Here is a 22,772-nt window from a genome sequence, read left to right as displayed (position 1 = left end):
GGTCAGTCTACGTCTGCGTGTATACGCCGAGCGGTATGGATTCAGGCCTCTCGCGCGCTCACGGCGACCGGCTGTCCGGTGAGTTCGAGGTGCACGATCTCCCCCGTGATCGGGCGGGTGCGCACGTCATGCTGCACAAACAGCAGGGTGCCGTCGTCCAGCCGGACCTGGGTGCGTCGCAGCGATCCGAGAAAGCTCGACACGACGACCGTCGCGGGGATGCCCGCGGTGGAGAGTGCGATGTCTTCAGGGCGGATGAAAGCCGTGACCGGCCCGTTCTTCGGACCGGTTCCGAGGAGCGGAAGCGTCCGGCCGAACACCGAGACCGCATCGCCCACCAGCTCGCCCTCGACGGCGTTGCTGAGCCCGACGAAGGTCGCCACGAAGGAGGTCGCGGGCTGCGTGTAGAGGTCCTCCGGTGAACCGACCTGCTCGATGTTGCCGTCGCGCATGACGGCGACCCGGTCGGCGACGGCGAGCGCCTCCTCCTGGTCGTGGGTGACGAAGAGTGTCGTGATGCCGAGATCCGTCTGGATGCGGCGGATCTCGTCACGGAGCTGCACGCGCACCTTGGCGTCGAGCGCCGACAGCGGTTCATCCAGCAGAAGCACGCGCGGGCGGGTGACGAGGGCCCTCGCCAGGGCGACCCGCTGCTGTTGTCCACCGGAGAGCTGGTGGGCGTAGCGCGCGCCGAGGTGGCCGAGACCGACCATCTCCAGGGCTTCTGCCGCCCGGGTTCGCCGGCTGGCGGCATCCACTTTGCGCATCTGCAGGCCGAATTCGACGTTCTGCGTCACTGTCATGTGCGGGAAGAGCGAGTAGGCCTGGAAGACCATGCCGATGTCGCGCTTGTTGACAGGTGTGTGGGCGACGTCCACGCCATCGATGAGGATGCGGCCTTCGGAGATGCTCTCGAGTCCCGAGAGCGCCCGCAGCACCGTCGTCTTGCCGCAGCCGGAGGGGCCGAGCAGCGCGATGAACTCGCCTGGCGCCATCGAGAGGTTCACACCGGTGAGGGCGCGATGGCCCGCGTAATCCTTGATCACGTTGCGCAGTTCGACTGTTGCACCCTCTCGGGTGGCGAGGCTGGACTGGGCGGTTCCCGCTGTGGTGACTGTCATGCTGACCTCCGTTTGCGCCTGAATCCGCCGGGGGAAGCGGAGCCGATGCGGCCGATGATGAGGAGAAGAACGAAGGCGAGAATCAACGCCAACAGCGCGAAGATCACGGCGACGTAGGGATCGGTGTGCTGCACGAGGATGAGCGCGGTCTGGAAGGTGTTCTGGCTGAGGAACGACGCGATCGTGTACTCGCCGAGCACCACCGCGATGGTGATGAAGCAGGAGGAGAGGATGCCGCGCCGTAGGTTCGGCAGGATGACGCGCCACAGCACGCTCCCCCAACCGGCGCCGAGCGAACGGCTTGCCTCGCTGAGGATGATCACCTCGACAGCGGCGAGGTTGGCCGCGATCGGCCGGTAGGCGTAGGGCAGCACGATGATGCCGACGGCGAAAGCCATCGTCCACGGATAGCTGCCGAAGATCGAGGCGACGACGGAGTAGACCGGAACAAAACCGACGACCAGCACGATCGACGGGATCGTGACCGGGATGATGCAGACGAACTCGAGCAGCGCGCGGAGCTTCGGATACTTGAGCTCCACAAGGATCATCGTCGGCAGAAGCAGCACCAGCACGATCGCGACCGTCAGCAGACAGATGCCGAGCGAGTTGGTGATGCCCTGGAAGAGGTTCTCGTACCCTGCGGAGTTCGCGGGATCGAAGACGGCCGTGTAGTGGGAAAAGGTGTACTTCTGCACCCCGTCGATGCGCTGGCCGAGACGGAGGGAGAACTCGATCATCGCGAGAATCGGGATCAGGAAGACGATTCCCACCACGCCGAGAATGATCCATCGGGTGACCTTGCCCGGTTCCGCTGCGAACCCGCGAGATCCGACTCCGCGAGGCCGACGGTTGACCACCGGTTCGCTCGTGATGGTCTGGACAGCTGCCGCGGCGGTCATCGCTGCCACCTCGATGCCCTGCGCTGAAGGGCGGAGTAGGCGGTCATCAGCACGATCATGACGACCACCATGCCGAGGGCGAGCACGCCGGCCACATTCGCGACACCGACGACGGTCTCGCTAGTGAGCTGCTGCCGGATGGCGAGCGGGATGATGCCACCCTGCGAGATGAGCGCTGCAGCGGTCGCATAGGAGGAGAAGGAATTGGCGAAGAGCAGGATGAGGCTGCCGAAGAACGCCGGGGCCAGGATCGGCATGCCGATGCGGGTCCAGTAGGTGAACCGCGAGCCGCCGAGCGTGGCGCTGGCCTCGGCCCAGGTGGTCTTGAGTCCCTGCATGGCCGGCATGAAGGTGAGCACCATGAGCGGAACCTGGAAGTACAGGTAAGGAATGACGAGCCCCGACACCTGGTAGATCCAGGTGCCCTTGTTGTCAAAACTGTTGAAGATGTTGTCGGCGAGACCGAGATGGACCAGAGACGTCGTGATGAAACCCTGCGTGCCGATCGTCGCGGTGAAGGCGAAGGCGAGCATCACCCCGCCGAACTGGGCGAGCACACTGCTGGCCGAGTCCACGATGGTACGCAGGAAGCCATCCGGCCTGGTGCCGAGGAGAGCGAAGCAGACGAGAGCCCCGATAACCGCACCGAGTAAGGCGGTGAGGGCCGAGATCCAGATCGAACTGACGAAGCTCTGCAGGATGTTGGGATTGGCGAAGGCCGCGAGGTTGGCGAAGGTGAAGGCGCCGGCATTGTCGAAGAATCCGCTTCCGACCGCGAGGATCGCGGGGATGGCCAGGAAGAGCACCACGTAGGCGGCGAACGGCACCAGACCCAGCCACACCACGCTGCGACGCCGGGGGTTCGCCCCGGCGCCGCTCGCGGTGTCAGCTGGCGCAAGCGGAGTTGCGACAGTCGTCATGCGTGGATCAGCCGATCGCCGCAGCCCACTTGGAGGTGAGCAGGGTCGCGGCCTTGGTGGCCTGGTCCGCGGTCAGCTGGGCGAAGTCCTTGGGTGCCGCCCCCACGGACTCCAGAACCTTCGTGTCAACCTTCTTGTTGTCCTGCATCGCCGTGAGGGTGGCCGGGTAGGCTCCTGAGGCGAGGTAGAGGTTCTGCACCTCTGGACTGTAGATCCACTCTTCCCAGAGGCGCGCGGCTGCGGGGTGCGGAGCGTCGACGTTGATGGCCTGGTTGTAGTAGCTGCCGAGAGCCGTTCCGGGGAAGACGACCGTCGTGAAGTTCGCGTTGCCCGATGCGCCGCCCGCCTTGCCCCAGGCGAGGTTGTTGTAGCTCCACTGGATCACGACCGGGGTCTCGCCCGAGGCCACAGTCGCCTGGGTCGGAGTCACGGCCTGGAAGTTACCGGCGCCCTTGAGCTTGCCGAAGAAGTCGATGCCCTGCTGGATGTCTTCGGCCGAGCCACCGCTCTGCAGCGCCGCCATGTAGACCGCGCTCGCAGCTTCGTTGGCCTGGGTCGGGTCGCCCTTGATGGAGACCTTGCCCTTATAAGCCGAGCCGAGGAGGTCGTCGATCTTCTTCGGCGCCGTCTTGATCACCGAGGAGTCGTAGCCGACCGACATGAGGCCGGTGTAGTCGTAGTACCACTTGCCGTCAGCATCCTTGAAATCGGTGGGGATGTCCGCCCAGTTGGCCACCTTGTAGGGAGCGACCAGGTCGAGATTCTGCTGCAACACCGCGGTGCCGATGTCGAAGACGTCCGGAGCCGTCGTCTGGCCCTTCTGGGCCTTCGCAGCGGCGACCTCGTCGGCGCTCGAACCGTCGGGGTTCGCGGAGTTGATCGTGATCTTCGGGTACTTCTTCTCGAAGCCGGCGATGATCTTGCCGTAGTTGGCCCACGACGGCGGGAGGGTGATGACGTTGAGCTGACCCTCTGCGTTGGCGGCCTTGACCAGGGCGTCCATTCCGCCGACATCCTTCGCACTCGTCGCGGTCTTCGCGGTCTTCGCGTTCACCGAACTCGTGCTCCCGGCAGTTCCGCTGTTGCTGCCTGCACACGCGGTGAGTGAGACTGCGACGGCGGCAGCGATCGCGACGCCGGCAAAGTAACGCTTGCTAATCAAGGAATCCTCCAGAAGGTCACCTCGGTCGTTCGCGCTGTGGAGCGAACAGTCGGATACCGAAAGCTGACCTCGTCGAATATTTCTCCCGCGCGATGACACCGCGGCAGCGGTTAGGTGAACGGCAGGACAACAGGCGTCGTCCATCGATGCGCCCAGCCCAGGCCGCACTCAGCCCAGGCCGTCGAAGACCGCTTTCGCCAGACCGAAGGAGATGGTCATCCCGACACCGGAGGTGACCGAGACGACGGAGACCCCCGACAGCGGCTCTTCGACGAGATACGGATGCTGCGGGCTGGAGGCGTAGACGCCCTGCCAGCGTTCCACCACCCGCAGCGAATCCACGCCGAGCAGCTGGGCGATGCGATCCAACAGGAGTTCTGAGGTCGCCTCCCGCTGGAACGAATCCATCGTCAGGTCGTAACGGTGGCTGTCACCGACCAGGAGGGAGCCATCCGGCCGCTGGGTGAACATGACGTTGGCGTCGATGTCGATGAGCCCCGGATCGTCGGCGCCGATCTTCGCGCGCAGGGCTGGCGAAGCGCCGGTCTCGGTGAAGGCCGGATAGCGCAGCATCGACGTCCCGGTGAGCACTGCGGGAGCGATCCGGATGCCACGCGGGGCCTCCACGCGCGCCATCTGCAGCCCGCAGCGACGCACCTCATGCTGTTCTGCCAGTTCGGGGAACAGGTAGTCGAGGTCGTGCCCGACGCACACGATGGTCCTGGTGGCACGGACAGTGCCGCGCGATGTGATCGCACTGTCTCCATCGCCGCCGAGGTAGGAGGTCCGCCAGAAGAACCGCACGCCCGGTTGTTGCTGAAGCCACGCCGCCAGTGCACCGACGGCCTCCCGCGGATCGACCCGCAGGTCGTCGCGAAGCAGAGCGCCGCCCACCACCGATCCGGTATCGCCCGATAGTCGCTCCTCGACCTCAGATGCCGCGAGCAACTGAACCTGGCCGCTTTCGCGCTGCCCGGCCAGCTCGTCGAGCACCGCGAGTTCTTCAGCGCTGCGGGCCACCGCGAGCGCCCCAGCCGACACCGAGAAGAAGCCGGCGAGTTCGCTGTAGTGCAACCACCGCTCCCGGGCGACGAGGGCGAAGTCGAGCAGCTCACCGGACTGCGCCGTCACGCAGCAGTGCCCGAAGTTGCGCACCGAGGCGCCAACCGCCCGGCTGTCCCTGTCGATCACCGTCACAGTGAGGCCGTGCCGCAGTGCCTCGGCCGCGTGCGCGAGGCCGACGATGCCTGCACCCACGATCAGTACGTCGCTTTCGGCCAGCATCCGGTCGTGAGAAGTCATGACTATCGACACTGGGGATGATCGGGCGACCGGTCAACTGTCTCGAGCGGGAATTCGCCACACGTTCTCCCTGCGTCCCTCGCCGTTCACTGGCGGTTTACCGTGCACTGCTTGGTTGTGGGGAACGACCGGAATTGGGGTGCACGATGATCGAACTCGTCGCGTTCGACATGGCAGGAACCACCATCGACGATCACGGACTCGTCTATATCGCCCTTGAACAGAGCGTGACGGAGACCGGTGCGACGGTCACAGCGACCGATTTGCAACAGTGGATGGGCACGGAGAAGTCCGCCGCCATCACCGCTCTCATGACGCTCGGCGGGGTGCCGCCGACATCGGAAATTGTGGATGCCGCCTTCCGGTGCTTCCTTGAGATCCTGGCCCTGTCCTACCGGCAGACCCCGCCGGTGGGCCTCCCCGGCGTGGAAGACGCACTGCGCGAGTTGAGCGCGCGCGGAATAGCGGTCGCCCTGACGACAGGGTTCTCCGACGAGGTCGCAGTGCCTCTACTCGACTCGCTGGGCTGGACTGCCGGCCCGGGCAGCGAGCACCTGCTGGATGCGGTGGTCACCGCCTCTGAGGTGGCGGCCGGGCGGCCTGCGCCCTACCTGATCCAGCACGCCATGGAGAAGACGGGGGTCACCGACGTGCGGGCTGTCCTCGCCGCGGGCGACACGATCGTGGACCTGCTGGCGGCGCGTAACGCTGGCGTGGTCGGCGTGGGTGTGCTGACCGGTGCCGTAGGGCGAGACGAGTTGGCGAAGCATCCGCACGACCACATCCTCGACAGCGTGGTGGACGTGCTGTCACTGGCCGAGTTGCAGCCCTCGCACTGACCGGCAGACTGACGCACTGATCGACTGACGGTGGCGGCCAGTAGGGTCGTGAGCGATGGTTCAGACAGTTTTGCGTGCTCCTGAGACCCCGCGTCTTCCCAAGATCTCAGCTGCACAGGCTCGCCGTATCGCCCTCGCCGCGCAGGGTTTCGGTCGACCCCGCTCCGAAGCGGTGGGCACCCGGCAGCTCAACCTGGCGATCGACAGGCTGGGGCTGCTGCAGCTCGACTCGGTCAATGTCTTCGAGCGCAGCCACTACCTGCCGATGTTCTCCCGCCTCGGCGCCTACGACAAAGCAGACCTCGACAGGCTCACCTTCGCCAGGAAGGGGCGCTACATCGAGTACTGGGCCCACGAGGCAGCGATCATCCCGGTCGAGACCTGGCCGCTGTTCCGCTGGCGGATGGATGACAACCGGGCGAAATACGGCAGCAAAGCCGGCGGCTGGGTTGAATCCAACGGCGAGATGCTCGAGTGGCTCAAGCGGGAACTCGCAGCGAAGGGGCCACTCGCCGCCAGTCAGATCGAGCACGACGCGAACAAGGGCAGCGGATCGTGGTGGGGTTGGTCGGATGTGAAGGCTGGCCTCGAGTACCTGTTCCGCTTCGGCGACGTGGTGACCGCAGGCCGAACCCGGTTCGAGCGCACCTATGCCCTCGCCGAATCGGTGCTTCCCCAGAGCGTGCTCGACACCGAGGTGCCGCGTGAGGACGCCATCCGTCGACTGATGAGGATCTCCGCCCGTGCCCACGGCATCGGCACTCTCAGCGACCTGGCCGACTATTTCCGCCTCAAGCAGGCTCCGGCGAAGGCCGCCGTCGACGACCTGGTGGATGCCGGAGAGCTCCTGCCGATCACCGTCGACGGCTGGAATCGGCCGGCCTGGCTGCATCGGGATGCCCGCATTCCGCGACGCATCGAAACGGCTGCGCTGCTCTCACCATTCGACCCGGTGGTGTGGGATCGCGATCGTACGGAACGGATGTTCGGCTTCCGCTACCGCATCGAGATCTACACGCCGGCCCCCAAGCGCATCTTCGGCTACTACACACTCCCCCTCTTGATCGATGACAGGCTGGCAGGCCGGGTCGACCTCAAGAGCGACAGGCAGAACCGTGTGCTGCGCGTGCAGTCGGCCTGGACCGAGGTGGATGCCGCGCCGGAAACCGCTTCGCGCGTTGCTCCTGTACTGCGCGAGATAGCCACCTGGCAGGGACTCAACGACATCGAGGTGATGGGCCGCGGAGATCTGGCGGGCGCAGTGGCTGCGGAGCTTGGCGTGAGAGTCATACCGGTCGGCTGAATCCCACGAAAGTCGCCATATTGCCCCGACGACCGACGCTCAAGGGCCACTTGGCGACTTTCGTCACCGAAACCGGCGAACCTAGAACTCGCCGCCGATCTTGTGCAGGCGCGCGACGCGCTCCGGGATCGGCGGGTGGGTGCTGAACAGGCGGCTCATCATGCCTGGCCTGTTCGGGTCGGAGATCCACAGGTGAGACATCGAGCTATTCTGCCGCTGCATCGGGCGGCCGTACTGCGCGAGCTTCTCCAGGGCGCTGGCCAGGGCATCCGGGTTCCTGGTGGTCATGGCGCTCGTGGCGTCGGCCAGGTACTCGCGCTGCCGGGAGATGGCGGCCTGCACCCCGGCAGCCACCAGCGGGGCAATGATCATGGCGACCAGGCCGAAGACCAGCACGATCGGGTTTCCGCCGCCACCGCCGTTGTTGCGGTCGTTGCCGCGCCCGCCGAAGAATGCGAAGCGCAGGAAGAGGTCGGCGATGAATCCGATCGCCACGACCAGCCCGAAGACGATCATGGAGACCCGAGTGTCGTAGTTCTGCACGTGTCCCATCTCGTGCGCCATCACGCCCTCGAGTTCCGCGTCGTCCATGATGTCGAGGAGCCCCGTGGTGGCCGCGACGAAGGCATGCTGCGGGTCACGTCCGGTCGCGAAGGCGTTGGGCGCCGGATCGTTGACGATGTAGACCTTCGGCATCGGCAGGCCGTCGGTGATCGAGAGGTTCTCCACGATCCGATAGAGGCGTGGGTTGTCGGCCTTCTGAATCTCTCGTCCGCCAGAGATGGTGACGGCGAGCCTGCTCGCCGCGAAGTACTGGATCAGCGCGTAGCCGGTGGCGACCACCAGCACGGTGATCGAGATCGACCAGCTGTGGTAGATGTAGCCGGCAAGAACTCCGAGCGCACCGATGATGATCAGGAACAGCAGGATGATGAAAACGGTGTTGCGCTTATTCTTTGCTATCGCGCGATACATGGGCCGCTACTTATTCGGGTAGGGATGTCGACAGGCTCGACCAACGAACTGACGGCTTAGAACTGCACGCGCGGCGGTTCGGCGATGGCCGCCGAATCGGTCACCTCGAAGAATTCGCGCTCCTTGAAGCCCAGGCCACGCACGAACAGGGTGTTGGGGAAGGTCTTGACCTTCGTGTTCATCTCGCGCACGCCACCGTTGTAGAAGCGACGTGATGCCTGGATTTTGTCCTCGGTGTCGACGAGCTCACCCTGCAGCTGGAGGTAGTTCTGGCTGGCCTGCAGCTGGGGATAGGCTTCCGCGACGGCGAAGATGCTCTTCAGCGCGGACTGCATGTGGTTCTCGGCGGCGGCAGCATCCACGGGGGTGTTCGCACTGAGGGACTCGGCCCGAGCCTTGGTGACAGCCTCGAAGACGCCCTTCTCGTGGGCGGCATAGCCTTTCACCGATTCGATGAGGTTGGGGATTAGGTCGGCTCGGCGTTTGAGCTGCACCGTAATGTCGCTCCACGCCTCATCCACGCGCACATTCAGTCGCACCAGCCCGTTGTAGGTCGACCACAGGTAGATACCGATGATCACAATCAGCAGGACGATGATGCCTACGACGATGAGAAGTTCCATTGCCACTCTCTTTAGGTGCTCTGCCTTTGGGTGCTTTGCCTTGGGGTGCTCTGCCTCATTGGTGCTGCGTGGTCGCGGTGGGGAGGCGCGACACGTGCTGACAACTATAACCAACGCGTCCAGTGCGCTGGCTGGGTTCGCGGCAAGCTCCGAGCGAACTCGGAGGCCCCATCCGGCGCATTCTGGCGTGCCGCTCGTGGTGCGACAATGGGCAGCGCGGCGCACTGCACGACGGCCGCCTATCGGGAGGACGACGGATGCCGCCAGAGGCAGCACGCGAGGCGATCGAGAGACTGAGCAGAGTCATCCCGGACTTTCCGAAGCCGGGTATCACCTTCCGCGACCTGACGCCGGTCTTCGCCGACGGTCCGGCCCTCAGGACCGTGACAGATGCGCTGCTTGAGCCGTTCACCGGCGCCTTCGACGCGATCGCTGGTGTCGAAGCCAGGGGCTTCGTACTGGCCGCCGCGGCGGCCTACGCCTGCGAGCACGGCGTCGTCATGATCCGGAAGCCAGGGAAGCTTCCCCGCGCCGTTCTCTCCGAGGATTACGACCTCGAGTACGGGAGTACGACGCTTCAGCTGCATCCCGACGAGCTGCTGCCCGGTTCGCGGGTGCTGCTGCTCGATGACGTTCTTGCCACCGGTGGAACTCTCGCAGCGAGCTGCTCGCTCATCGAGCGCGCGGGCTGGTCGGTCGCCGGGATCGCCGTGGCGCTGGAGATCGCCGAGCTCCACGGACGGACCAGGCTGCCAGGCAGGACGCTGCACTCACTGCTCACCATCTGACCTGAACCGAGCAACCAGGTCAGGCGCCGAGTACCCGATCCAGGTAGGGGTTGGTGAAGCGCCGCTCGGGGTCGAGCCGGTTGCGCGCCGCGACGAAATCCCCGTGATGCGGGTAGAGCTCGGCGAGCGAAGCGGCGTCCTGGTAGTGGATTTTGCCCCAGTGCGGCCGTCCACGATAGGCGCGCAGCACCTGCTCCACCCCGCGGAAATACTCGTCGTGGTCGTCACGGAAGTACCGGTGCACGGCGATGTACCCGGTCTCCCGCCCCTGCGCGGTCGACAGCCAGTTGTCGTCGGCGGCGGCGACACGCACCTCGACGGGGAAGGAGATCCGCCAGCCTCTGGCGTCGATGAGCCTGCGGATGTCACGCAGAGCATCCGGTACCGACTGGCGCGGGATCGCGTACTCCATCTCGCGAAAACGGGTGGTGCGCGGGCTCGCGAAGACCTCGTGCGAGTGGTCGCGATAGGACCGGTTGCCGTAGACACGGGTGGCGAAGCGATTGATCGCGGGGGTCGTCGCTGGCGCGATACGGCCGATGTTGCAGATCATGGCCAGCACCGTGTTGCTCACCACACGATCTTCAAACCAGCCGGAAAGGGCGCCGATCGGCCGGCGCTCGGCGTCGCCGGGCAGCCGCGAATTGCTCTTCGTCATGACGCCGTCGGTGTGCGGCCACCAGTAGAACTCGAAGTGGTCGACGGATGTCGCGCGCTCGTCGAAACCGTCGAGCACTTCCTCGAGCCCTGCCGGGCGCTCCACCGCGTCGAGCAGGAAGGCAGGCACACACTGCAGGGTCAGGTCCACCAGCACCCCGAGAGCGCCGAGGCCGAGGCGTGCCGCCGGGAGGAGCTCAGCATTCTCGGTCTCGCTGATCTGCAGCACCGCGGCATCCGCGGTCACCAGCGTGATGGCCACGATCTGGGTGGCAAGCCCCCTGAAACGCGCACCCGTGCCATGGGTGCCGGTTGAGGTCGCACCGGCAATCGTCTGGCGGTCGATGTCGCCCATGTTCTCGAGCGCGAGTCCGAGCGGACCGAGGATGGCGGGCAGTTGGTGGAGGTTAGTGCCGGCGCCGAGCGTGACCCGGCCCCGGGCGGCATCGACGTCGAGGAGGCCATCGAGGGCGGACACATCCAACTGGATGCCGGGTGCCGCAGCGATCGCCGTGAAGCTGTGCCCAGCCCCCACCGTCTTGACCATCAGTCCCCGCGCGCGGGCGAAACGCACGATCTCCACGACCTCGCCGACGCTGGACGGTCGTGCGTTAAACACCGGACGCACACTCTCGATGCGGCTCCAGTTCTTCCAGGTGGTACCGGGGTGCAGCACAGCCGGAACGGTGTCGATCGTCACAGAAACACCTGGCCCTCACCCCGGTAGGTGGGCAGCATGCCGGTCACCCGGTCACCGTCCACGATGGCGAATTCGTTGAGGTGCTCGCTGAGTTCGCCGGCCTTGGTGTGTCGCAGCCAGACCCGATCGCCGACGCGAAGGCGCGCGGCTTCGGCTCCGGTGAGCGGAGTCTGCACTTCGCCCGCCATCTCGCGCCCGACCATCGACATGCCCTCCGGCCAGGCGACCAGCGGCAGCCGGTCGGCGGCGGGTGGTCCGGAAGCCACCCAACCTCCGCCGAGCAAGGTCGCCATGTCGGGCTTTGGCTTGCGGACCACCGAGAGCGCGAAGGCGGCAGCCGGGGCTGGGCTGAAGTGCCGGTAGTGATCGAACAGGTGTGGGCCGAAGAGGCCGCTGCCGGCGGCGATCTCGGTGACCGCGTCTTCCGAGCTTGTACTCTCCAACGAACCGGTGCCGCCGCCGTTGACGAATTGCAGGTCGGCCACCTGTCGGACGGCGGCGACCGCCGCGCCACGACGGGCGGCGAGTTCGCTCGCCGACTGCTTCTGGATCCAGCGCACCGCCATGCCGCGGGCCGCGTTACCCGGCTGATTCACGAGACCGGCGATCTGCCCCTCGTAGGCCATCATGCCGACGAGGGCGAAGCCCGGGCGCACGACGATCTTCTCGGCGAGCGCTCTCGCCTCGTCGACGGTGAAGACCGGCGAACGCCAGGTCCCCAGATGGCCCAGTCCTAGATGGCCCAGTCCTAAATGGCCGAGCACCTTCGGATTCCACGACGCGTCGAGTTCGAGGCACACCCGGATGGTCTCGCGACTCCCCGGCGGCAGCACGGCGTCGATGAGGTCGAGGTGCTCGACGGAGTCCACCATGAGGGTGACCCGGGAGGCGAGCAGCGGGTCGGTGGCGAGGCGGCGGATCGCGGCGCGGTCGACGCTCGGATAGCCGGCCACGACATCCGCGATTCCTGGGTGGTCCGAATCACCGGCCGCGAGCCAGAGCGCCTCCGGCAGGGTGTAGGCGAGCACCCCGGCATAACCGGGGAGGGCCAGCACCGCATCCATCACGCCGCGCACCCGCACCGACTTGCTGGCGACACGGATGGTGGTGCCGTTGGCACGACGCAGCATCTCGAAGGCGTTGTGGGCGAGGGCCTGCGCGGAGATGACGCCGTAGGGCGGGTCAAGCTCGGCGGTCGCCGCGGTGAGCGCCGGCCAATAACGGGATGGCGTCGTCCACGGTGTTGCAGTCTGGGGAGTGAGGGAGAGAGTCATCAGCGCACCGACTTGATCGGCAGTACGGCGAGCGCGCCGAGGAGGGCGGTGAGGGCCGACAGCACGAAGAGCCCCTGGAATCCGGCGAGCGCCGCGACCACGAAAGCTCCGATGAGAGGGGCCATGGCCTGCGGAAACGCGGTGGCGATGTTCATGATGCCGAGATCCTTTCCCCTGGTGTGGGCATCGGGCAGCACCTGCGTCGCCAGCGCCTGGTCGACGGAGAGGAAGCAGCCATAGCCGAGGCCGAGAATCCCCGCCGCGACCATGGCAAGGGTGAACTCTGGCACGAAGGCGAGCATGAGGGCGGCGATGGCCTGCAGGGCCGATGCGACGAACACGAAGGCCTTGCGGCGCCCGAGGCGATCGGAGAGCCGCCCGGAGATGATGGAGGCGATGATCACGAAGACCAGGTAGATCGCCACGAGGATCAGCAGGTCACCCTCGGCATCCGTGCGATGCAGTCCGTACTGCAGGAACTGCAAGAGCAGTGCCACCCCGAACGCGTTGCCGAAATTGACCAGGATGCGACTGAGGAGCGTCCAGCCGAAGTCAGGGTAGGCGCGTGGGCTGATCCAGAATCCCGAGATGAGCCGTCGGAAAGTCAGCGGCTCGCGATCGGATCGCGGGAGTACGGCATCCGGCACCCGCAGAAGGAAAGGAATGACGAGAATGACCAGGAGCACGCCGACCAGCGTGTAGCCGCTCGAGATGCTGAGCCCGAGTACGACCACCAGCGCGAGGCCCACCATCGTGCCGATCGCCTGCGGTGCCGAGATGAACCCGGAGACGAACCCTCGTTGGTTGACCGGTACCTGGTCGGAGATCATGGCAGTGAGGGCGGCGGAGACCACGCAGAAACCGATGAGCGACACCGACCAAAAGACGCCGATGCCGATAATCGTGGTCTGCGCACCGAGCAGGATCAGTCCAACGGCGAACAGGAGCGCTCCTGCGGCAATCCATGGTCGGCGGCGCCCGAACCGCGAGGTCGTGCGGTCGGAGAGAGCACCGGTGAGGGGGAAGGCCACCAGGGCGAAGATCCCCGCGATGCCGGAGACCACCCCGAACGCCACCACGTTGTCCACCCAGTAGGTGGGTTTCAGCCGATCTTCGATCTGTTGCGGCAGCAGCAGCTGGATCGGCGTGAGCTGCGCCATCCAGATGCCCAGCCAGGCTGCGGCGAAGAAAGTGATCCAGCTCGCCTTCACCCGCTTCTGGGGTTCGGCAAAGGGCGCGGGGGCGTCGGCGATCTCGGAAGTCGTCATCGTTGGTGCTCCTTGGTTCGGACGGCTGCAGTTCGGGCGGATAGGCCTCGGGTCGGTTTGGTGAGGGCGGGCACGGCGAGGGCGGGTACGGCGAGGCCTGCGATCGTCTCGGCAGCGAAATCCATCAGGAGGCCGGCGGCTTCGTCGTCCCGGTCGGCGAGCCAGGCGAGGGTGAGACCATCCGTGAGAGCAATGAGAACCCGCGCGAGCTCGTCGATCGGGAGGCTCCAGCTGATGCCCGCCGCCCGTGCGCCACTCTCCAGCAGCACGCGGCCGGCCTTGAAATAACTGGCGTACTGCACCCTGGGTAGCTCGCCGAGATCCGGTCTACGCAGCGAATAGTGCATGAGCTCGAACAGGGCCTGCTCGCGGGTGGGGTTCGAGACGAGGAGGTCGAAGAAGGCCTGGAGGCCGGCCCTGACGACGGTGTGGATGTCGGCATCCGGGCGGACCGCAGCCAGCGAAACCTGCTGCTCGTTCTCCACCACGAAGGCGATGAGTTCGCTGATCATCTCGTCGCGAGATCGGAACGCGTAGTGGAAGCTGGCCAGCGACATCCCAGCCTCGGCGACGATCGCCCTGGTGGTCGCACCGTGCACACCGTCGCGGTCGATCACGCGCAGGGCGGCCTGGATGAGTGCGGCCCGACGCTCGTCGGAGGAGAGTCGCGTCATCCGCTCGCCTCCGATTCGGGCCCGACTGGGTCACATGTCCCAGTCACTTGACTATGAAGCATGGCGTTCATCGAACACCGCGTCAATGGCCTACACCCGTTCATTTCTCCTGGCTACGAATTGACTCTGCCGAGAATGCCTAGCTAAATGGAGGTACGGTGCAGCCCTCACACGCGAACGTCCCTCGACGTTCGTTTCGCGATCGCGGAACGAGCGCTCTCGGTCGAGTCGCCGTTTTCGGGCTGGTGATCATGGCTCTGGCGCTGGCTGCACCGATGGTCGCGGCGGCGGATCCTGGCGACAATCAGTTGGTCGCCGCATTTGCGATCACCGGACCCAACTTCTCTCCCACTAACGCTTTCACCCTCAAGGGAACCAAGGATGCCGGCGCCAGCGTGACCGTTAGCAGTGGCACTACAGGCCTTTGCACCATTCCCGTCGACCAGGCGACCAGCTGGGAGTGCCCGACCTCGCTGCCCAACGGCAACGACATCCCGCTCACTGCGAAACAAAATCTCAACGGCGTGCCGAGCCAAGCGACCGCGACCATCGACGTGCTCGGTGCGCCCACCATCGAAGGGGCGCCCGGATTCATCACCACCGGCCTCATCTCAGGCACCGCATTCAGCGGAACCACGGTGAAGGCCACGGTCAACGGCGCGTCCGGATGCACGACCGTGGCGACATCCAGCGGCTACTGGTCGTGCCCGCTGAATGTGCCGAACGGCCGCTATACGGTGCAGGCTTCGCAGTCCCGTGCTGATATGGGCAACGGCGCTTCCTCCGCCGCCTCGGGAACCCTGGACATCGTGGTCGACAAGGAGGCTCCGGCAAGTCCGACCATCACCGCGCCGGCGGCGGGGTCGCGCGTACTCGACGCCACCGTCGTGTTCCGCGGCAACGGCGAGAGCGGCGGAACGGTCGACGTCTACGTCGACAACTCGCCCGTCTGCTCCTCCTCCGTTTCCGGCGGAGCATGGACCTGCAGCTACACCGGGCCGCCGAACGGCACGCACACCATGCTTGCGGTGCAACGTGACGCGGCCGGCAACTTCAGTGCGCCAAGTGCGCCGTCGCCAATCTATTTCGGCCCGAAAGGTGGCGCCACGGCACCGCCGAAGCCGACAGCTCCGCCCTCGTCGCAACCCCCGGCGCAGCCGCCGTCGGCGACGCCCACACCGTCGTCACCCACCGTCCCCGCGCCGACCCTGCCAGGCTCCCCACCACCGGCAGGCGGCTCAGGTCCGTTCAGCACCTGGGGAACTCCCACCAGGCTCGGGGCCAGCCTGCCCTCGGTCATTGACACGGTCGCCCGCGGCAACTGGCCTATGGCTCCCCTGCTCGCCCTCGGGTTCATCCTGCTGGTGGCGCTGCCCCTTCGACTGATGGCCAATGCGCTGCGCGGTCGCATCCGCAAGCCGAGTATTCGCTTCATGGGCCGCAACCAACAGGCCGCGCCGCAACCGGATGACGCGCCGACAGTCAACCCGTGGCTCGCCGGTGCGGTGCCGCTCGCCGTCGCAGCCGGAGTCATCCTCTTTACCGGCGGCATCAACGACCAGGTGCGCTACCTGCGTCTCGCGGCCGCGGTTGTACTCGGCCTCGCGATCCTCAACGTGGTCGGTGTTGCGATCTCCACCCGTCTGGCCTCGGGTTGGCAACGGGTGAGCGGTCGACTGAGATTCCTGCCGATCATGCTGCTCGCGGCCCTCCTGGCAGCTCTCCTCTCCCGCTGGACCGGCATCGAGCCGCCGGTGGTCGCGGGTGCACTGCTCGGTGTGGGCTTTGCCGCGGACATTCCGGCGAAGCCACGCGCCGTGGTGAACCTGGTCGAGATCGGATCGGTGACTCTGCTGGCGATCCTCGCCTGGTTCGGGCGTAGCTGGCTCGGGCCGGTAGAAGGCTTCTGGGCCTCGTTCCTGGCCGAGACCCTGGCGACCATAGCCCTCGCCGGATTCGGTTCCGCAGTCATCCTGCTGATACCGATCGCCGGATTGCCGGGGCGCGCCATCCTGGAATGGTCGTTCTCGATCTGGCTGGGTGCGATCGTCATCGCGAGTGTGATCGCCGCGGGCGTAATTCTCGGCGGCAGGAACGCTACTTTTCCGATCGCCGGCTCCCTGGCCGTCGCTGGCGCCTTCGCGGCAATCAGTCTCGCCGTGTGGGCCTGGTTCCGGTTCGTCGAACCAAGCCCGACACCCAGCAATCCCTGAGGTCGCAACCCGGTCACGCGGATGCCCGTTCACCTGATCGTCGCCGAGCCGTCACCGTTTCGCCATAGCGACCGCGCCGAGGTGATGCCTAACGTGTTGCTGTCGACGAAAGGGGACATGCAGACATGGCAACCATTGGAGAGATGTTTTATGTGGTGGACGCCGGTGAAGGTCGCTGGGTGGTCAAGCACCAGGTGACCGGCGAGCTCGCCGGAAGCCTGCTGCGGACGCCGAGCGGACTGCTGCTGAAAGACTCCGAGTCGAGGTCGGTGGGGCAGTTCAGCGACTTCGATGAAGCACTGCGCGGGCTGTACGCTACGGCTTAGCTCACAGGCAACGGGCCCGCTCGCCAGCACGACTATCGGCGTCCAATATTTGGTACCCCCGGTGGGGTTCGAACCCACACTGGGACGATTTTAAGTCGTCCTATTCGTCCCTGATATGGCTTGTATTCTGGCTATTCTGACGTGTAGAGTGTCCGTATGGGCACGCACGAGTGTGCCTGAGAATGTACCGATGGCTACAGTATCGGCTACACCTAGGGGCCGGACAGGGAGAACGCAGTGATCAGCACCGAAAGAAGAACCGCAGGGGTCAACGGCGACCCCGCCAACGGCACCGAAAACACCATCGAAACGAGGACAGCATGAGCAGCGGACCGGTGATTATCCAGCGGGTAGATAAGCGCGCATTCGAGAAGGCGTTCAAAAACGGCGAACGAGTCGCGATTGTCAAAGACCCGCACTACTGGAAATTCCCATGGAATAACGAGATTGGGTCAACCCACCAGGTGCCCGGCCCTGTCGGATTCACGAACAAGAATCTGAGCCTCGAAGACATCTACTCAGACGGTCCGTCACGCCGGGGTGAGGCATTTCGATATTGGCTCGTGACGACCGCCGAGGATCCGGAATAGCCATGCGAGGCAAGGGTGAAGGCGCGGTCTTCCGTGTACCGGCGGACAAAACGCAGAAGCTCCAATACTGGACGGGCACGATAGAGCTCCCCTCCCCGGACGGGAAACGACGCCGGGTCACGATCAGGCGGAAGAACAAAGCCGACCTGCTCACCGAACTGGATGCGAAACGACGAGAGTTGAAAACCCGCGGCGACCTGCCCACGAAGAACCAAACGGTGGAGCAGTGGTTCACCTACTGGTACGAAGCGATCGTGTCGAAGAAGGTTCGCCCGAACACGCTCGCCGGTTACAAGTCCGTCGTGTTCCAGCACATCATCCCCGCGATCGGAACAGTGAAGCTGGACAAGCTCACCGCCGCGCACATCCGCCGAGTCCACGACCGCATCACCAACGACCAGGGACTCTCCTCCACCTACGCTCTGCTCGCGCACCGGACCATGGCTGTGTCGCTGAAAGTGGCTGTGCAAGAGGGACGCATCGGGAGGAACCCTGCCGACCTCACCGACGCACCCCGGAAGTCATCAGCGCCCCGTGAAGCGTTCAACATCATCGAAGCTCTCGCCGTGCTCGAGTATGTGTCCCGCGACCCGGATATGGGCGCACGGTGGGCCACCGCCCTCCTTACGGGTGCGCGGCAGGGGGAAGTGCTCGGCATTGAGATCAACCGTGTGACAGATGTCATCGACCTTGCCTGGCAAACGCAGCGTCTCCCCCTCACTGATCACACTGGTGTGCCGGCCGTCCCTGTCGACTTCGAGCACCGGCACCTCACGGGTGGGCTGTACCTCACACGGCCGAAAACGAAACCGCGGATCATCCCACTCGTGGATCCACTGAAAACAATCCTCGAACGACACATGGTCGCCCGACCTCCGAACCCGTGGGGGTTGCTGTTCACCCTCAACGGGAAGCCGATCGACCCGGCGAAAGATTGGGAGAACTGGCGCGCCATCCTCAAAGCATTGAAAATTGAGAAGAACGTCACCGTCCACGACCTCCGACACACCGCCGTCGACCTGCTCTACGCATCCGGCGTCCCCGAAGACCTCATCTCCCTGATCGTCGGTCACTCCAACGTGACCATGACCCGCGCCTATAGGACCAAAGGCGACCTGGTGCGACTACGCGCGGCGATGGAGCAGTTCTCGGAGCAGTTCAGCTCGCTATCTGGTGGACGTTCAACCACACTCGCAGCAGTCGAGTCGTAACTCCGAGCTCATGCGCGAGCCGGGCACTGTCCGGCGCCCACCGCCGTACCTCGTGTAGTTCCGACACGTCGATGAGGTTCTCTGCCGCGTACCGGTCGGCCATCACTTCATGCTTCGGCCTGTCATCACAATGACCTAACGCGGCATGCGCGATCTCGTGTGCCAACGTCGAACGATCCCACACGGCTTTCATTCCTTCGCGGATGACGATCATGTTGTGCTCCGGGAACCACAACCCGTTCGCTGTCCGGATGCGACGGTGCACCACCTCAATGCCGAGTGTCTCCGCATGGTCGTATGGGTCGTACATCAATCACCCCCGCGATTGGTTTACCAGTCTGACGCGTCCGCTTCTTCATTGAATGGACTCGCGGCACGTTTCTCCTGGTATTGGTCTATCTCCTCAGCGGTCTTTGGCTTCGGGAATGGGACCACCGTCGCATCACCCTGCGACATTCGCTCAGCATGCTGCAGTACCTCTGCCAGCAGCTCGGCGGGGTCTCGCTTACATGCAATCGCGATCGCGACGAACTGCGGCACCTTCATGCTGAGAGTCGTCTGCTTGAAAAGCCTTTGAACGGTTGTGATGGAGATACCCGTTATCGCGGCAATTTTCTCTTGATTCAACTCGGCAGTTTTGACCGCGCCAGCCAGCACGAGCGCGGTTGCTTTGTTGACGATGTCTGTTTCGTAGTTCACGGCACCATTTTAGACGCATGAAAACCCATATTTGCCAGAAAATAGTTCCGCACAAGCTTGCACACGTCACTAGTGACATGTAGTCTTTCACTTATGCAAGCAAGAAGAACCTCCCAGACCGTCGCCGCGAACATCCGCGAAGCGATGACAACCACCGGCACCACCCCCGAAATAGTTTCAGAAGCCACCCACATCGACCTGCCCGACCTCACAGAACGACTCAACGGAACCGAGTCCTTCGACATGGCCGAACTAGTCGCTGTGGGTGGCTTTTTGCGTATCCGCCCCGAGACGCTCATGAAAGGGGTTGCGGCATGACCGCAGAACTCGACAAGCTCGCCTACTCAATTCCTAACCTGGCGATCGCCGTAGACCTGTCCATCGACACGGTGCGGAAACACATAGCCGAGGGCAATCTCGTCCCGTCGTACCCGAACTCGAAACCGATCATCACCCGCACTGAAGCGCAGCGGTGGTTGAGCTCTCTGCCAGCCGAACGGAAAAGCGCATGATCCCGTCTCCGCCTCCTGGTACCCCTACCGCCGTGTCTCTCGTCTACCGGAATCTGACTTGTGTTGGTCGGATCTCGTGGACGCAACCGATGAAGCAGTAACCGTCTCTCGCTCCTGATCGAAGTTCGCCCGAACCGCTTCGATCTCCTATCGCTGTACCCGCTTCCCCTGCCCTCACAGTCCGGCACGGCAAGCACTCGAACCATCGCACCTTGATAACTCCACAGTGGGCAGTAGCCGAAGCCGTGACGCCTTACAAGCGAGGTCGGTGGTAGGTGCACTCGGTAACGGGGCTGTCGAAGAAACGGATGGCCTTTACGGAACGTGTAGGCGGGATGAGTGCGGTCCCCAGCGTTGACGAGTGCCTGTTGTCAGGCCGCGAGATACGCGGTGCAGCAACAACCAGCCAGTGCGTGCGCTCACAGATCGGCGTGCTGGCCCTCACCCAACAAGAGAGAAGGAAACGCATGGCAATCAAAACAATCAGCATTGATGGTGTCGATTATGTTCGCGCCGATCAGGTCACCATCGATGCAAGCGAAACGCAGATCGTTGTTGGTCAGCGTGGCTGGATTTTCGTCGGCGCAGTGCATGAAGACGGTGACGATTTGGTGATCACCGATGCGCGCAACATCCGCATTTGGGGTACCACGAAGGGTCTCGGCGAACTGGCTTCCGGTCCGACTGACAAAACGAAGTCAGACCTGTACGGGACTGTCCGAATCCCGAAGCTCACTGTGGTTGCTCGCATCAATGTCACTGCGGGTGCGTGGGCGTAGTGATCGCGGACGTGGAGTCCGTAACAGCCACCTACGGCGACGGCACCGGCAACGGCAACGGCGACGGCTACGGCAACGGCTACGGCGACGGCGACGGCTACGGCTACGGCGACGGCAACGGCTACGGCTACGGCAACGGCTACGGCTACGGCGACGGCAACGGCAACGGCAACGGCAACGGCTACGGCTACGGCGACGGCAACGGCGACGGCTACGGCTACGGCGACGGCAACGGCAACGGCTACGGCTACGGCGACGGCAACGGCAACGGCTACGGCTAACGAAAAGCGGCGAGGCAATCAGGGCTGTTCCGGGTTCGATCCCCGGCGTCGCACATACCCCCTCAACCCATCTAACGGAAGGCACTCAATGAAGCACAAAACGTTGGTTTGCGCGTCGATCGCGTTGGCTCTCACTATCGGCGGGGCTGTACCCGCATTCGCAGACGACCTTTCAGGAGGCACACCATCGCCAGACATCTCGACACCAATCGCCTCAACGCCGTCGATCGCACCATCATCCCCCAATTCTGGGGAAGTCTCGAAGTCAGTGACCCCGAATGCCGGGACGGGTACACCCTCACCGGCGTTGCCCGCCGCGTCGGTCCCGACCACCGTAGCACCGGTTACTTCTCCCCCGGTGACCTCCCAGACTTCAATGACCTCATCACCGGTCGAGGGTTGGTGGACGCTCCCGAACGGGGGAACCGCTGACAATGTGACGTGGCCGCAACCGGCGATCACCGAAGCAACTCAGGTGTGCGGCACCGTGTCGCAGGTCGACACGTACCCGAGTCAGGCAGCCCTCGACGCACTAAGGGCTGACGGATTCCTGACGCTGGTCGACGGGCACCCAGAAGATTCGGGAGTCGTCATCTCCTGGCGATTCGTCACAGCCCCGGAATGCGGGATTCCCCCGGTAGATCCCCCGGTCGTTGTGACACCTCCGGTAGTGACCCCGCCTGCGATCGTCCTCCCCGTCGTGACACCACCGACCGCGGCGGCTGTCATCACCCCTAACCTCGTGGCCGCAAAAACGGCACCGACCGTCAAGGCTCTCGCCTCCACCGGCACACCAGAAACAACCGTGTACTGGCTGGCCGGCGGACTTGCACTGCTACTCCTCGGCGCAACCGTCTTCACCATCGCCCGCATTCGGGAAGAGAAGTAACAACCCGGCTCGGGCGTGCGCTCACAGATCGGCGCTCGAGCACTCACCCACAAAAGTAAGGAACCTAATGAACATCATCACCGAGAACGAACGGTGGGCGAGGTTCGTCACTCCGGGCGATCCGGACGAATGCTGGGAATGGCAGGGCTGGCGCTCACCCCAAGGCTACGGACGATTCAACATCGGAGGGAAACAGATCCCCGCCAACCGAGCAGCCGCAATCCGCGAAGGCATGGATGTTCGACCTGGGCTGGACGTATGTCATACCTGCGATAACCCGCCCTGCGTCAACCCGGCGCACATCTACGTAGGCACCCGAAGCCAGAACATTCAGGATTGTGCGGATCGCGGCCGTCACCCGAAACAGGGGCTTGGAGAACGTGATTGGTCCGCCAAGTACTCGGATGCCGAAGTGGCCGACTGGAAGACGCGCCATGCGGCGGGCGAATCGTTTCATTCAATAGCACGACTTTACAACGCGCATATGTCAACTATCAGCCGCACTGTTCGCGGCATTCAAAGGAGAACCCAAAATGTTTGATGACGACGCAATCCTGCACCCGCTGACGCTCGCCCGAGGTTCTCACGAAAAGGGTTCCGGCAAGGGCTGCGCTATGAATTTGATCAGTTGGGAGAACGGTGACACGACGATCACCGATTACCCGTCCTGTTCAGACACGGTGTTGTCCAAAATTGTGCAGGATATCAATGATGACCTAGCTGATTCGGACGGGTTTCTATCTCCCAAAAATTCGATTGTTGCC

Annotated in this window: 26 protein-coding genes and 1 tRNA gene; 13 read left to right on the top strand and 14 right to left on the bottom strand. The window is 64.4% G+C overall.

Annotated features, from left to right (window positions below; genetic code table 11):
* Positions 1-41: 41 nt before the first annotated feature.
* From ABIB56_RS04240 to ABIB56_RS04220, 5 genes are all read right to left on the bottom strand, one after another.
* On the bottom strand, positions 42-1,121 hold the full coding sequence (locus ABIB56_RS04240) for an ABC transporter ATP-binding protein (RefSeq protein WP_354567710.1): 1,080 nt from the start codon (positions 1,119-1,121) through the stop codon (positions 42-44).
* Positions 1,118-2,023 (bottom strand): ABC transporter permease, encoded by a 906-nt coding sequence (locus ABIB56_RS04235; RefSeq protein ID WP_354567709.1) that lies wholly within the window; start codon positions 2,021-2,023, stop codon positions 1,118-1,120. The genes ABIB56_RS04240 and ABIB56_RS04235 overlap by 4 nt, the downstream gene beginning before the upstream one ends.
* Positions 2,020-2,943 carry an ABC transporter permease gene (locus ABIB56_RS04230; RefSeq protein WP_354567708.1) on the bottom strand — a complete coding sequence of 308 codons (924 nt, stop codon included), beginning with the start codon at positions 2,941-2,943 and terminating at the stop codon, positions 2,020-2,022. Before ABIB56_RS04230 ends, ABIB56_RS04235 begins: the two co-directional genes overlap by 4 nt.
* Before the next feature lie 7 nt (positions 2,944-2,950).
* Positions 2,951-4,105: an ABC transporter substrate-binding protein gene (locus tag ABIB56_RS04225; RefSeq protein WP_354567707.1), complete on the bottom strand. Its 1,155-nt coding sequence runs from the start codon at positions 4,103-4,105 to the stop codon at positions 2,951-2,953.
* A gap of 168 nt (positions 4,106-4,273) precedes the next feature.
* Positions 4,274-5,407: a TIGR03364 family FAD-dependent oxidoreductase gene (locus ABIB56_RS04220; RefSeq protein WP_354567706.1), complete on the bottom strand. Its 1,134-nt coding sequence runs from the start codon at positions 5,405-5,407 to the stop codon at positions 4,274-4,276.
* A 146-nt stretch (positions 5,408-5,553) separates the two neighbouring features.
* On the opposite strand from ABIB56_RS04220, the gene ABIB56_RS04215 reads away from it, so the two are divergent.
* Together ABIB56_RS04215 and ABIB56_RS04210 are read left to right on the top strand one after the other, a co-directional pair.
* Positions 5,554-6,246 carry a phosphonatase-like hydrolase gene (locus tag ABIB56_RS04215; RefSeq protein ID WP_354567705.1) on the top strand — a complete coding sequence of 231 codons (693 nt, stop codon included), beginning with the start codon at positions 5,554-5,556 and terminating at the stop codon, positions 6,244-6,246.
* A gap of 55 nt (positions 6,247-6,301) precedes the next feature.
* Positions 6,302-7,549 (top strand): winged helix-turn-helix domain-containing protein, encoded by a 1,248-nt coding sequence (locus ABIB56_RS04210; RefSeq protein WP_354567704.1) that lies wholly within the window; start codon positions 6,302-6,304, stop codon positions 7,547-7,549.
* Between the two features lie 81 nt (positions 7,550-7,630).
* Here the strand turns inward: ABIB56_RS04210 and ABIB56_RS04205 are convergent, their stop codons facing one another.
* Entirely contained in the window at positions 7,631-8,524 is an 894-nt protein-coding gene (locus tag ABIB56_RS04205) for a M48 family metallopeptidase (protein ID WP_354567703.1), read from the bottom strand.
* A 56-nt stretch (positions 8,525-8,580) separates the two neighbouring features.
* A complete protein-coding gene (locus ABIB56_RS04200) occupies positions 8,581-9,147 on the bottom strand; it encodes a LemA family protein (RefSeq protein WP_354567702.1) in 567 nt (188 codons plus the stop codon).
* A 257-nt stretch (positions 9,148-9,404) separates the two neighbouring features.
* On the opposite strand from ABIB56_RS04200, the gene ABIB56_RS04195 reads away from it, so the two are divergent.
* The gene (locus ABIB56_RS04195; protein ID WP_354567700.1) at positions 9,405-9,935 is read left to right on the top strand and encodes an adenine phosphoribosyltransferase; all 531 of its coding nucleotides are present in this window, start codon (positions 9,405-9,407) and stop codon (positions 9,933-9,935) included.
* 19 nt (positions 9,936-9,954) lie between these two features.
* On the opposite strand, the gene ABIB56_RS04190 is transcribed toward ABIB56_RS04195, so the two are convergent.
* From ABIB56_RS04190 to ABIB56_RS04175, 4 genes are read right to left on the bottom strand one after another with little or no spacing between them, the layout of a single operon-like run.
* A complete protein-coding gene (locus ABIB56_RS04190; protein WP_502917550.1) occupies positions 9,955-11,268 on the bottom strand; it encodes a D-arabinono-1,4-lactone oxidase in 1,314 nt (437 codons plus the stop codon).
* A 20-nt stretch (positions 11,269-11,288) separates the two neighbouring features.
* Positions 11,289-12,566, bottom strand: a complete 1,278-nt coding sequence (locus ABIB56_RS04185) for a type III PLP-dependent enzyme domain-containing protein (protein WP_354567696.1) — start codon at positions 12,564-12,566, stop codon at positions 11,289-11,291.
* Positions 12,566-13,834, bottom strand: coding sequence for an MFS transporter (locus ABIB56_RS04180; protein WP_354567695.1), 1,269 nt, complete (start codon positions 13,832-13,834; stop codon positions 12,566-12,568). The genes ABIB56_RS04185 and ABIB56_RS04180 overlap by 1 nt, the downstream gene beginning before the upstream one ends.
* On the bottom strand, positions 13,831-14,508 hold the full coding sequence (locus tag ABIB56_RS04175; RefSeq protein WP_354567694.1) for a TetR/AcrR family transcriptional regulator: 678 nt from the start codon (positions 14,506-14,508) through the stop codon (positions 13,831-13,833). The genes ABIB56_RS04180 and ABIB56_RS04175 overlap by 4 nt, the downstream gene beginning before the upstream one ends.
* Positions 14,509-14,666: 158 nt before the next feature.
* On the opposite strand from ABIB56_RS04175, the gene ABIB56_RS04170 reads away from it, so the two are divergent.
* Positions 14,667-16,721 carry a hypothetical protein gene (locus ABIB56_RS04170; protein WP_354567693.1) on the top strand — a complete coding sequence of 685 codons (2,055 nt, stop codon included), beginning with the start codon at positions 14,667-14,669 and terminating at the stop codon, positions 16,719-16,721.
* A gap of 125 nt (positions 16,722-16,846) precedes the next feature.
* Positions 16,847-17,047, top strand: a complete 201-nt coding sequence (locus tag ABIB56_RS04165) for a hypothetical protein (protein ID WP_354567692.1) — start codon at positions 16,847-16,849, stop codon at positions 17,045-17,047.
* Positions 17,048-17,097: 50 nt separating this feature from the next.
* On the opposite strand, the gene ABIB56_RS04160 is transcribed toward ABIB56_RS04165, so the two are convergent.
* A tRNA-Leu gene (locus ABIB56_RS04160) sits at positions 17,098-17,167 on the bottom strand.
* A gap of 200 nt (positions 17,168-17,367) precedes the next feature.
* Here ABIB56_RS04160 and ABIB56_RS04155 point away from each other — a divergent pair.
* Both ABIB56_RS04155 and ABIB56_RS04150 read left to right on the top strand, forming a co-directional pair.
* Complete coding sequence (locus tag ABIB56_RS04155; RefSeq protein WP_354567691.1) at positions 17,368-17,637, top strand: hypothetical protein; 270 nt, start codon at positions 17,368-17,370, stop codon at positions 17,635-17,637.
* 2 nt (positions 17,638-17,639) lie between these two features.
* Positions 17,640-18,848, top strand: a complete 1,209-nt coding sequence (locus ABIB56_RS04150) for a tyrosine-type recombinase/integrase (protein WP_354567690.1) — start codon at positions 17,640-17,642, stop codon at positions 18,846-18,848.
* Here the strand turns inward: ABIB56_RS04150 and ABIB56_RS04145 are convergent.
* Together ABIB56_RS04145 and ABIB56_RS04140 are read right to left on the bottom strand one after the other, a co-directional pair.
* Positions 18,796-19,158 carry an ImmA/IrrE family metallo-endopeptidase gene (locus ABIB56_RS04145; protein WP_354567689.1) on the bottom strand — a complete coding sequence of 121 codons (363 nt, stop codon included), beginning with the start codon at positions 19,156-19,158 and terminating at the stop codon, positions 18,796-18,798. The two genes, ABIB56_RS04150 and ABIB56_RS04145, sit on opposite strands and share 53 nt — an antisense overlap.
* 20 nt (positions 19,159-19,178) lie before the next feature.
* A complete protein-coding gene (locus ABIB56_RS04140; protein WP_354567687.1) occupies positions 19,179-19,547 on the bottom strand; it encodes a hypothetical protein in 369 nt (122 codons plus the stop codon).
* A gap of 93 nt (positions 19,548-19,640) precedes the next feature.
* On the opposite strand from ABIB56_RS04140, the gene ABIB56_RS04135 reads away from it, so the two are divergent.
* The 6 genes from ABIB56_RS04135 to ABIB56_RS04110 all read left to right on the top strand — a co-directional run bounded on the left by ABIB56_RS04135 (position 19,641) and on the right by ABIB56_RS04110 (position 22,549).
* Positions 19,641-19,865: a hypothetical protein gene (locus ABIB56_RS04135; protein WP_354567686.1), complete on the top strand. Its 225-nt coding sequence runs from the start codon at positions 19,641-19,643 to the stop codon at positions 19,863-19,865.
* Positions 19,862-20,059, top strand: coding sequence for a hypothetical protein (locus ABIB56_RS04130; protein WP_354567685.1), 198 nt, complete (start codon positions 19,862-19,864; stop codon positions 20,057-20,059). Before ABIB56_RS04135 ends, ABIB56_RS04130 begins: the two co-directional genes overlap by 4 nt.
* A gap of 308 nt (positions 20,060-20,367) precedes the next feature.
* Positions 20,368-20,838 (top strand): hypothetical protein, encoded by a 471-nt coding sequence (locus ABIB56_RS04125; protein ID WP_354567684.1) that lies wholly within the window; start codon positions 20,368-20,370, stop codon positions 20,836-20,838.
* Positions 20,839-20,849: 11 nt separating this feature from the next.
* Entirely contained in the window at positions 20,850-21,119 is a 270-nt protein-coding gene (locus ABIB56_RS04120; RefSeq protein ID WP_354567683.1) for a hypothetical protein, read from the top strand.
* 376 nt (positions 21,120-21,495) lie between these two features.
* Positions 21,496-22,008, top strand: a complete 513-nt coding sequence (locus ABIB56_RS04115) for a hypothetical protein (RefSeq protein WP_354567682.1) — start codon at positions 21,496-21,498, stop codon at positions 22,006-22,008.
* Between the two features lie 67 nt (positions 22,009-22,075).
* The gene (locus tag ABIB56_RS04110) at positions 22,076-22,549 is read left to right on the top strand and encodes an HNH endonuclease (protein WP_354567681.1); all 474 of its coding nucleotides are present in this window, start codon (positions 22,076-22,078) and stop codon (positions 22,547-22,549) included.
* The last annotated feature ends 223 nt before the right edge of the window (positions 22,550-22,772 follow it).

Origin of the sequence: Glaciihabitans sp. UYNi722, from assembly GCF_040549465.1 — a bacterium.
Lineage (GTDB): Bacteria > Actinomycetota > Actinomycetes > Actinomycetales > Microbacteriaceae > Lacisediminihabitans.
Note: the sequence above shows the minus strand (reverse complement) of the source record. Positions and strands in the feature narration are given on the sequence as shown.

Coding starts and splice junctions, on each gene's coding strand:
- ABIB56_RS04175 (WP_354567694.1), bottom strand. CDS start 14,508: ATGACGCGACTCTCCTCCGACGAGCGTCGGGCCGCACTCATCCAGGCC.
- ABIB56_RS04185 (WP_354567696.1), bottom strand. CDS start 12,566: ATGACTCTCTCCCTCACTCCCCAGACTGCAACACCGTGGACGACGCCA.
- ABIB56_RS04125 (WP_354567684.1), top strand. CDS start 20,368: ATGGCCTTTACGGAACGTGTAGGCGGGATGAGTGCGGTCCCCAGCGTT.
- ABIB56_RS04135 (WP_354567686.1), top strand. CDS start 19,641: ATGCAAGCAAGAAGAACCTCCCAGACCGTCGCCGCGAACATCCGCGAA.
- ABIB56_RS04115 (WP_354567682.1), top strand. CDS start 21,496: ATGACCTCATCACCGGTCGAGGGTTGGTGGACGCTCCCGAACGGGGGA.
- ABIB56_RS04205 (WP_354567703.1), bottom strand. CDS start 8,524: ATGTATCGCGCGATAGCAAAGAATAAGCGCAACACCGTTTTCATCATC.
- ABIB56_RS04145 (WP_354567689.1), bottom strand. CDS start 19,158: ATGTACGACCCATACGACCATGCGGAGACACTCGGCATTGAGGTGGTG.
- ABIB56_RS04210 (WP_354567704.1), top strand. CDS start 6,302: ATGGTTCAGACAGTTTTGCGTGCTCCTGAGACCCCGCGTCTTCCCAAG.
- ABIB56_RS04130 (WP_354567685.1), top strand. CDS start 19,862: ATGACCGCAGAACTCGACAAGCTCGCCTACTCAATTCCTAACCTGGCG.
- ABIB56_RS04165 (WP_354567692.1), top strand. CDS start 16,847: ATGGCAACCATTGGAGAGATGTTTTATGTGGTGGACGCCGGTGAAGGT.
- ABIB56_RS04240 (WP_354567710.1), bottom strand. CDS start 1,121: ATGACAGTCACCACAGCGGGAACCGCCCAGTCCAGCCTCGCCACCCGA.
- ABIB56_RS04110 (WP_354567681.1), top strand. CDS start 22,076: ATGAACATCATCACCGAGAACGAACGGTGGGCGAGGTTCGTCACTCCG.
- ABIB56_RS04155 (WP_354567691.1), top strand. CDS start 17,368: ATGAGCAGCGGACCGGTGATTATCCAGCGGGTAGATAAGCGCGCATTC.
- ABIB56_RS04180 (WP_354567695.1), bottom strand. CDS start 13,834: ATGACGACTTCCGAGATCGCCGACGCCCCCGCGCCCTTTGCCGAACCC.
- ABIB56_RS04215 (WP_354567705.1), top strand. CDS start 5,554: ATGATCGAACTCGTCGCGTTCGACATGGCAGGAACCACCATCGACGAT.
- ABIB56_RS04150 (WP_354567690.1), top strand. CDS start 17,640: ATGCGAGGCAAGGGTGAAGGCGCGGTCTTCCGTGTACCGGCGGACAAA.
- ABIB56_RS04195 (WP_354567700.1), top strand. CDS start 9,405: ATGCCGCCAGAGGCAGCACGCGAGGCGATCGAGAGACTGAGCAGAGTC.
- ABIB56_RS04220 (WP_354567706.1), bottom strand. CDS start 5,407: ATGACTTCTCACGACCGGATGCTGGCCGAAAGCGACGTACTGATCGTG.
- ABIB56_RS04230 (WP_354567708.1), bottom strand. CDS start 2,943: ATGACGACTGTCGCAACTCCGCTTGCGCCAGCTGACACCGCGAGCGGC.
- ABIB56_RS04200 (WP_354567702.1), bottom strand. CDS start 9,147: ATGGAACTTCTCATCGTCGTAGGCATCATCGTCCTGCTGATTGTGATC.
- ABIB56_RS04235 (WP_354567709.1), bottom strand. CDS start 2,023: ATGACCGCCGCGGCAGCTGTCCAGACCATCACGAGCGAACCGGTGGTC.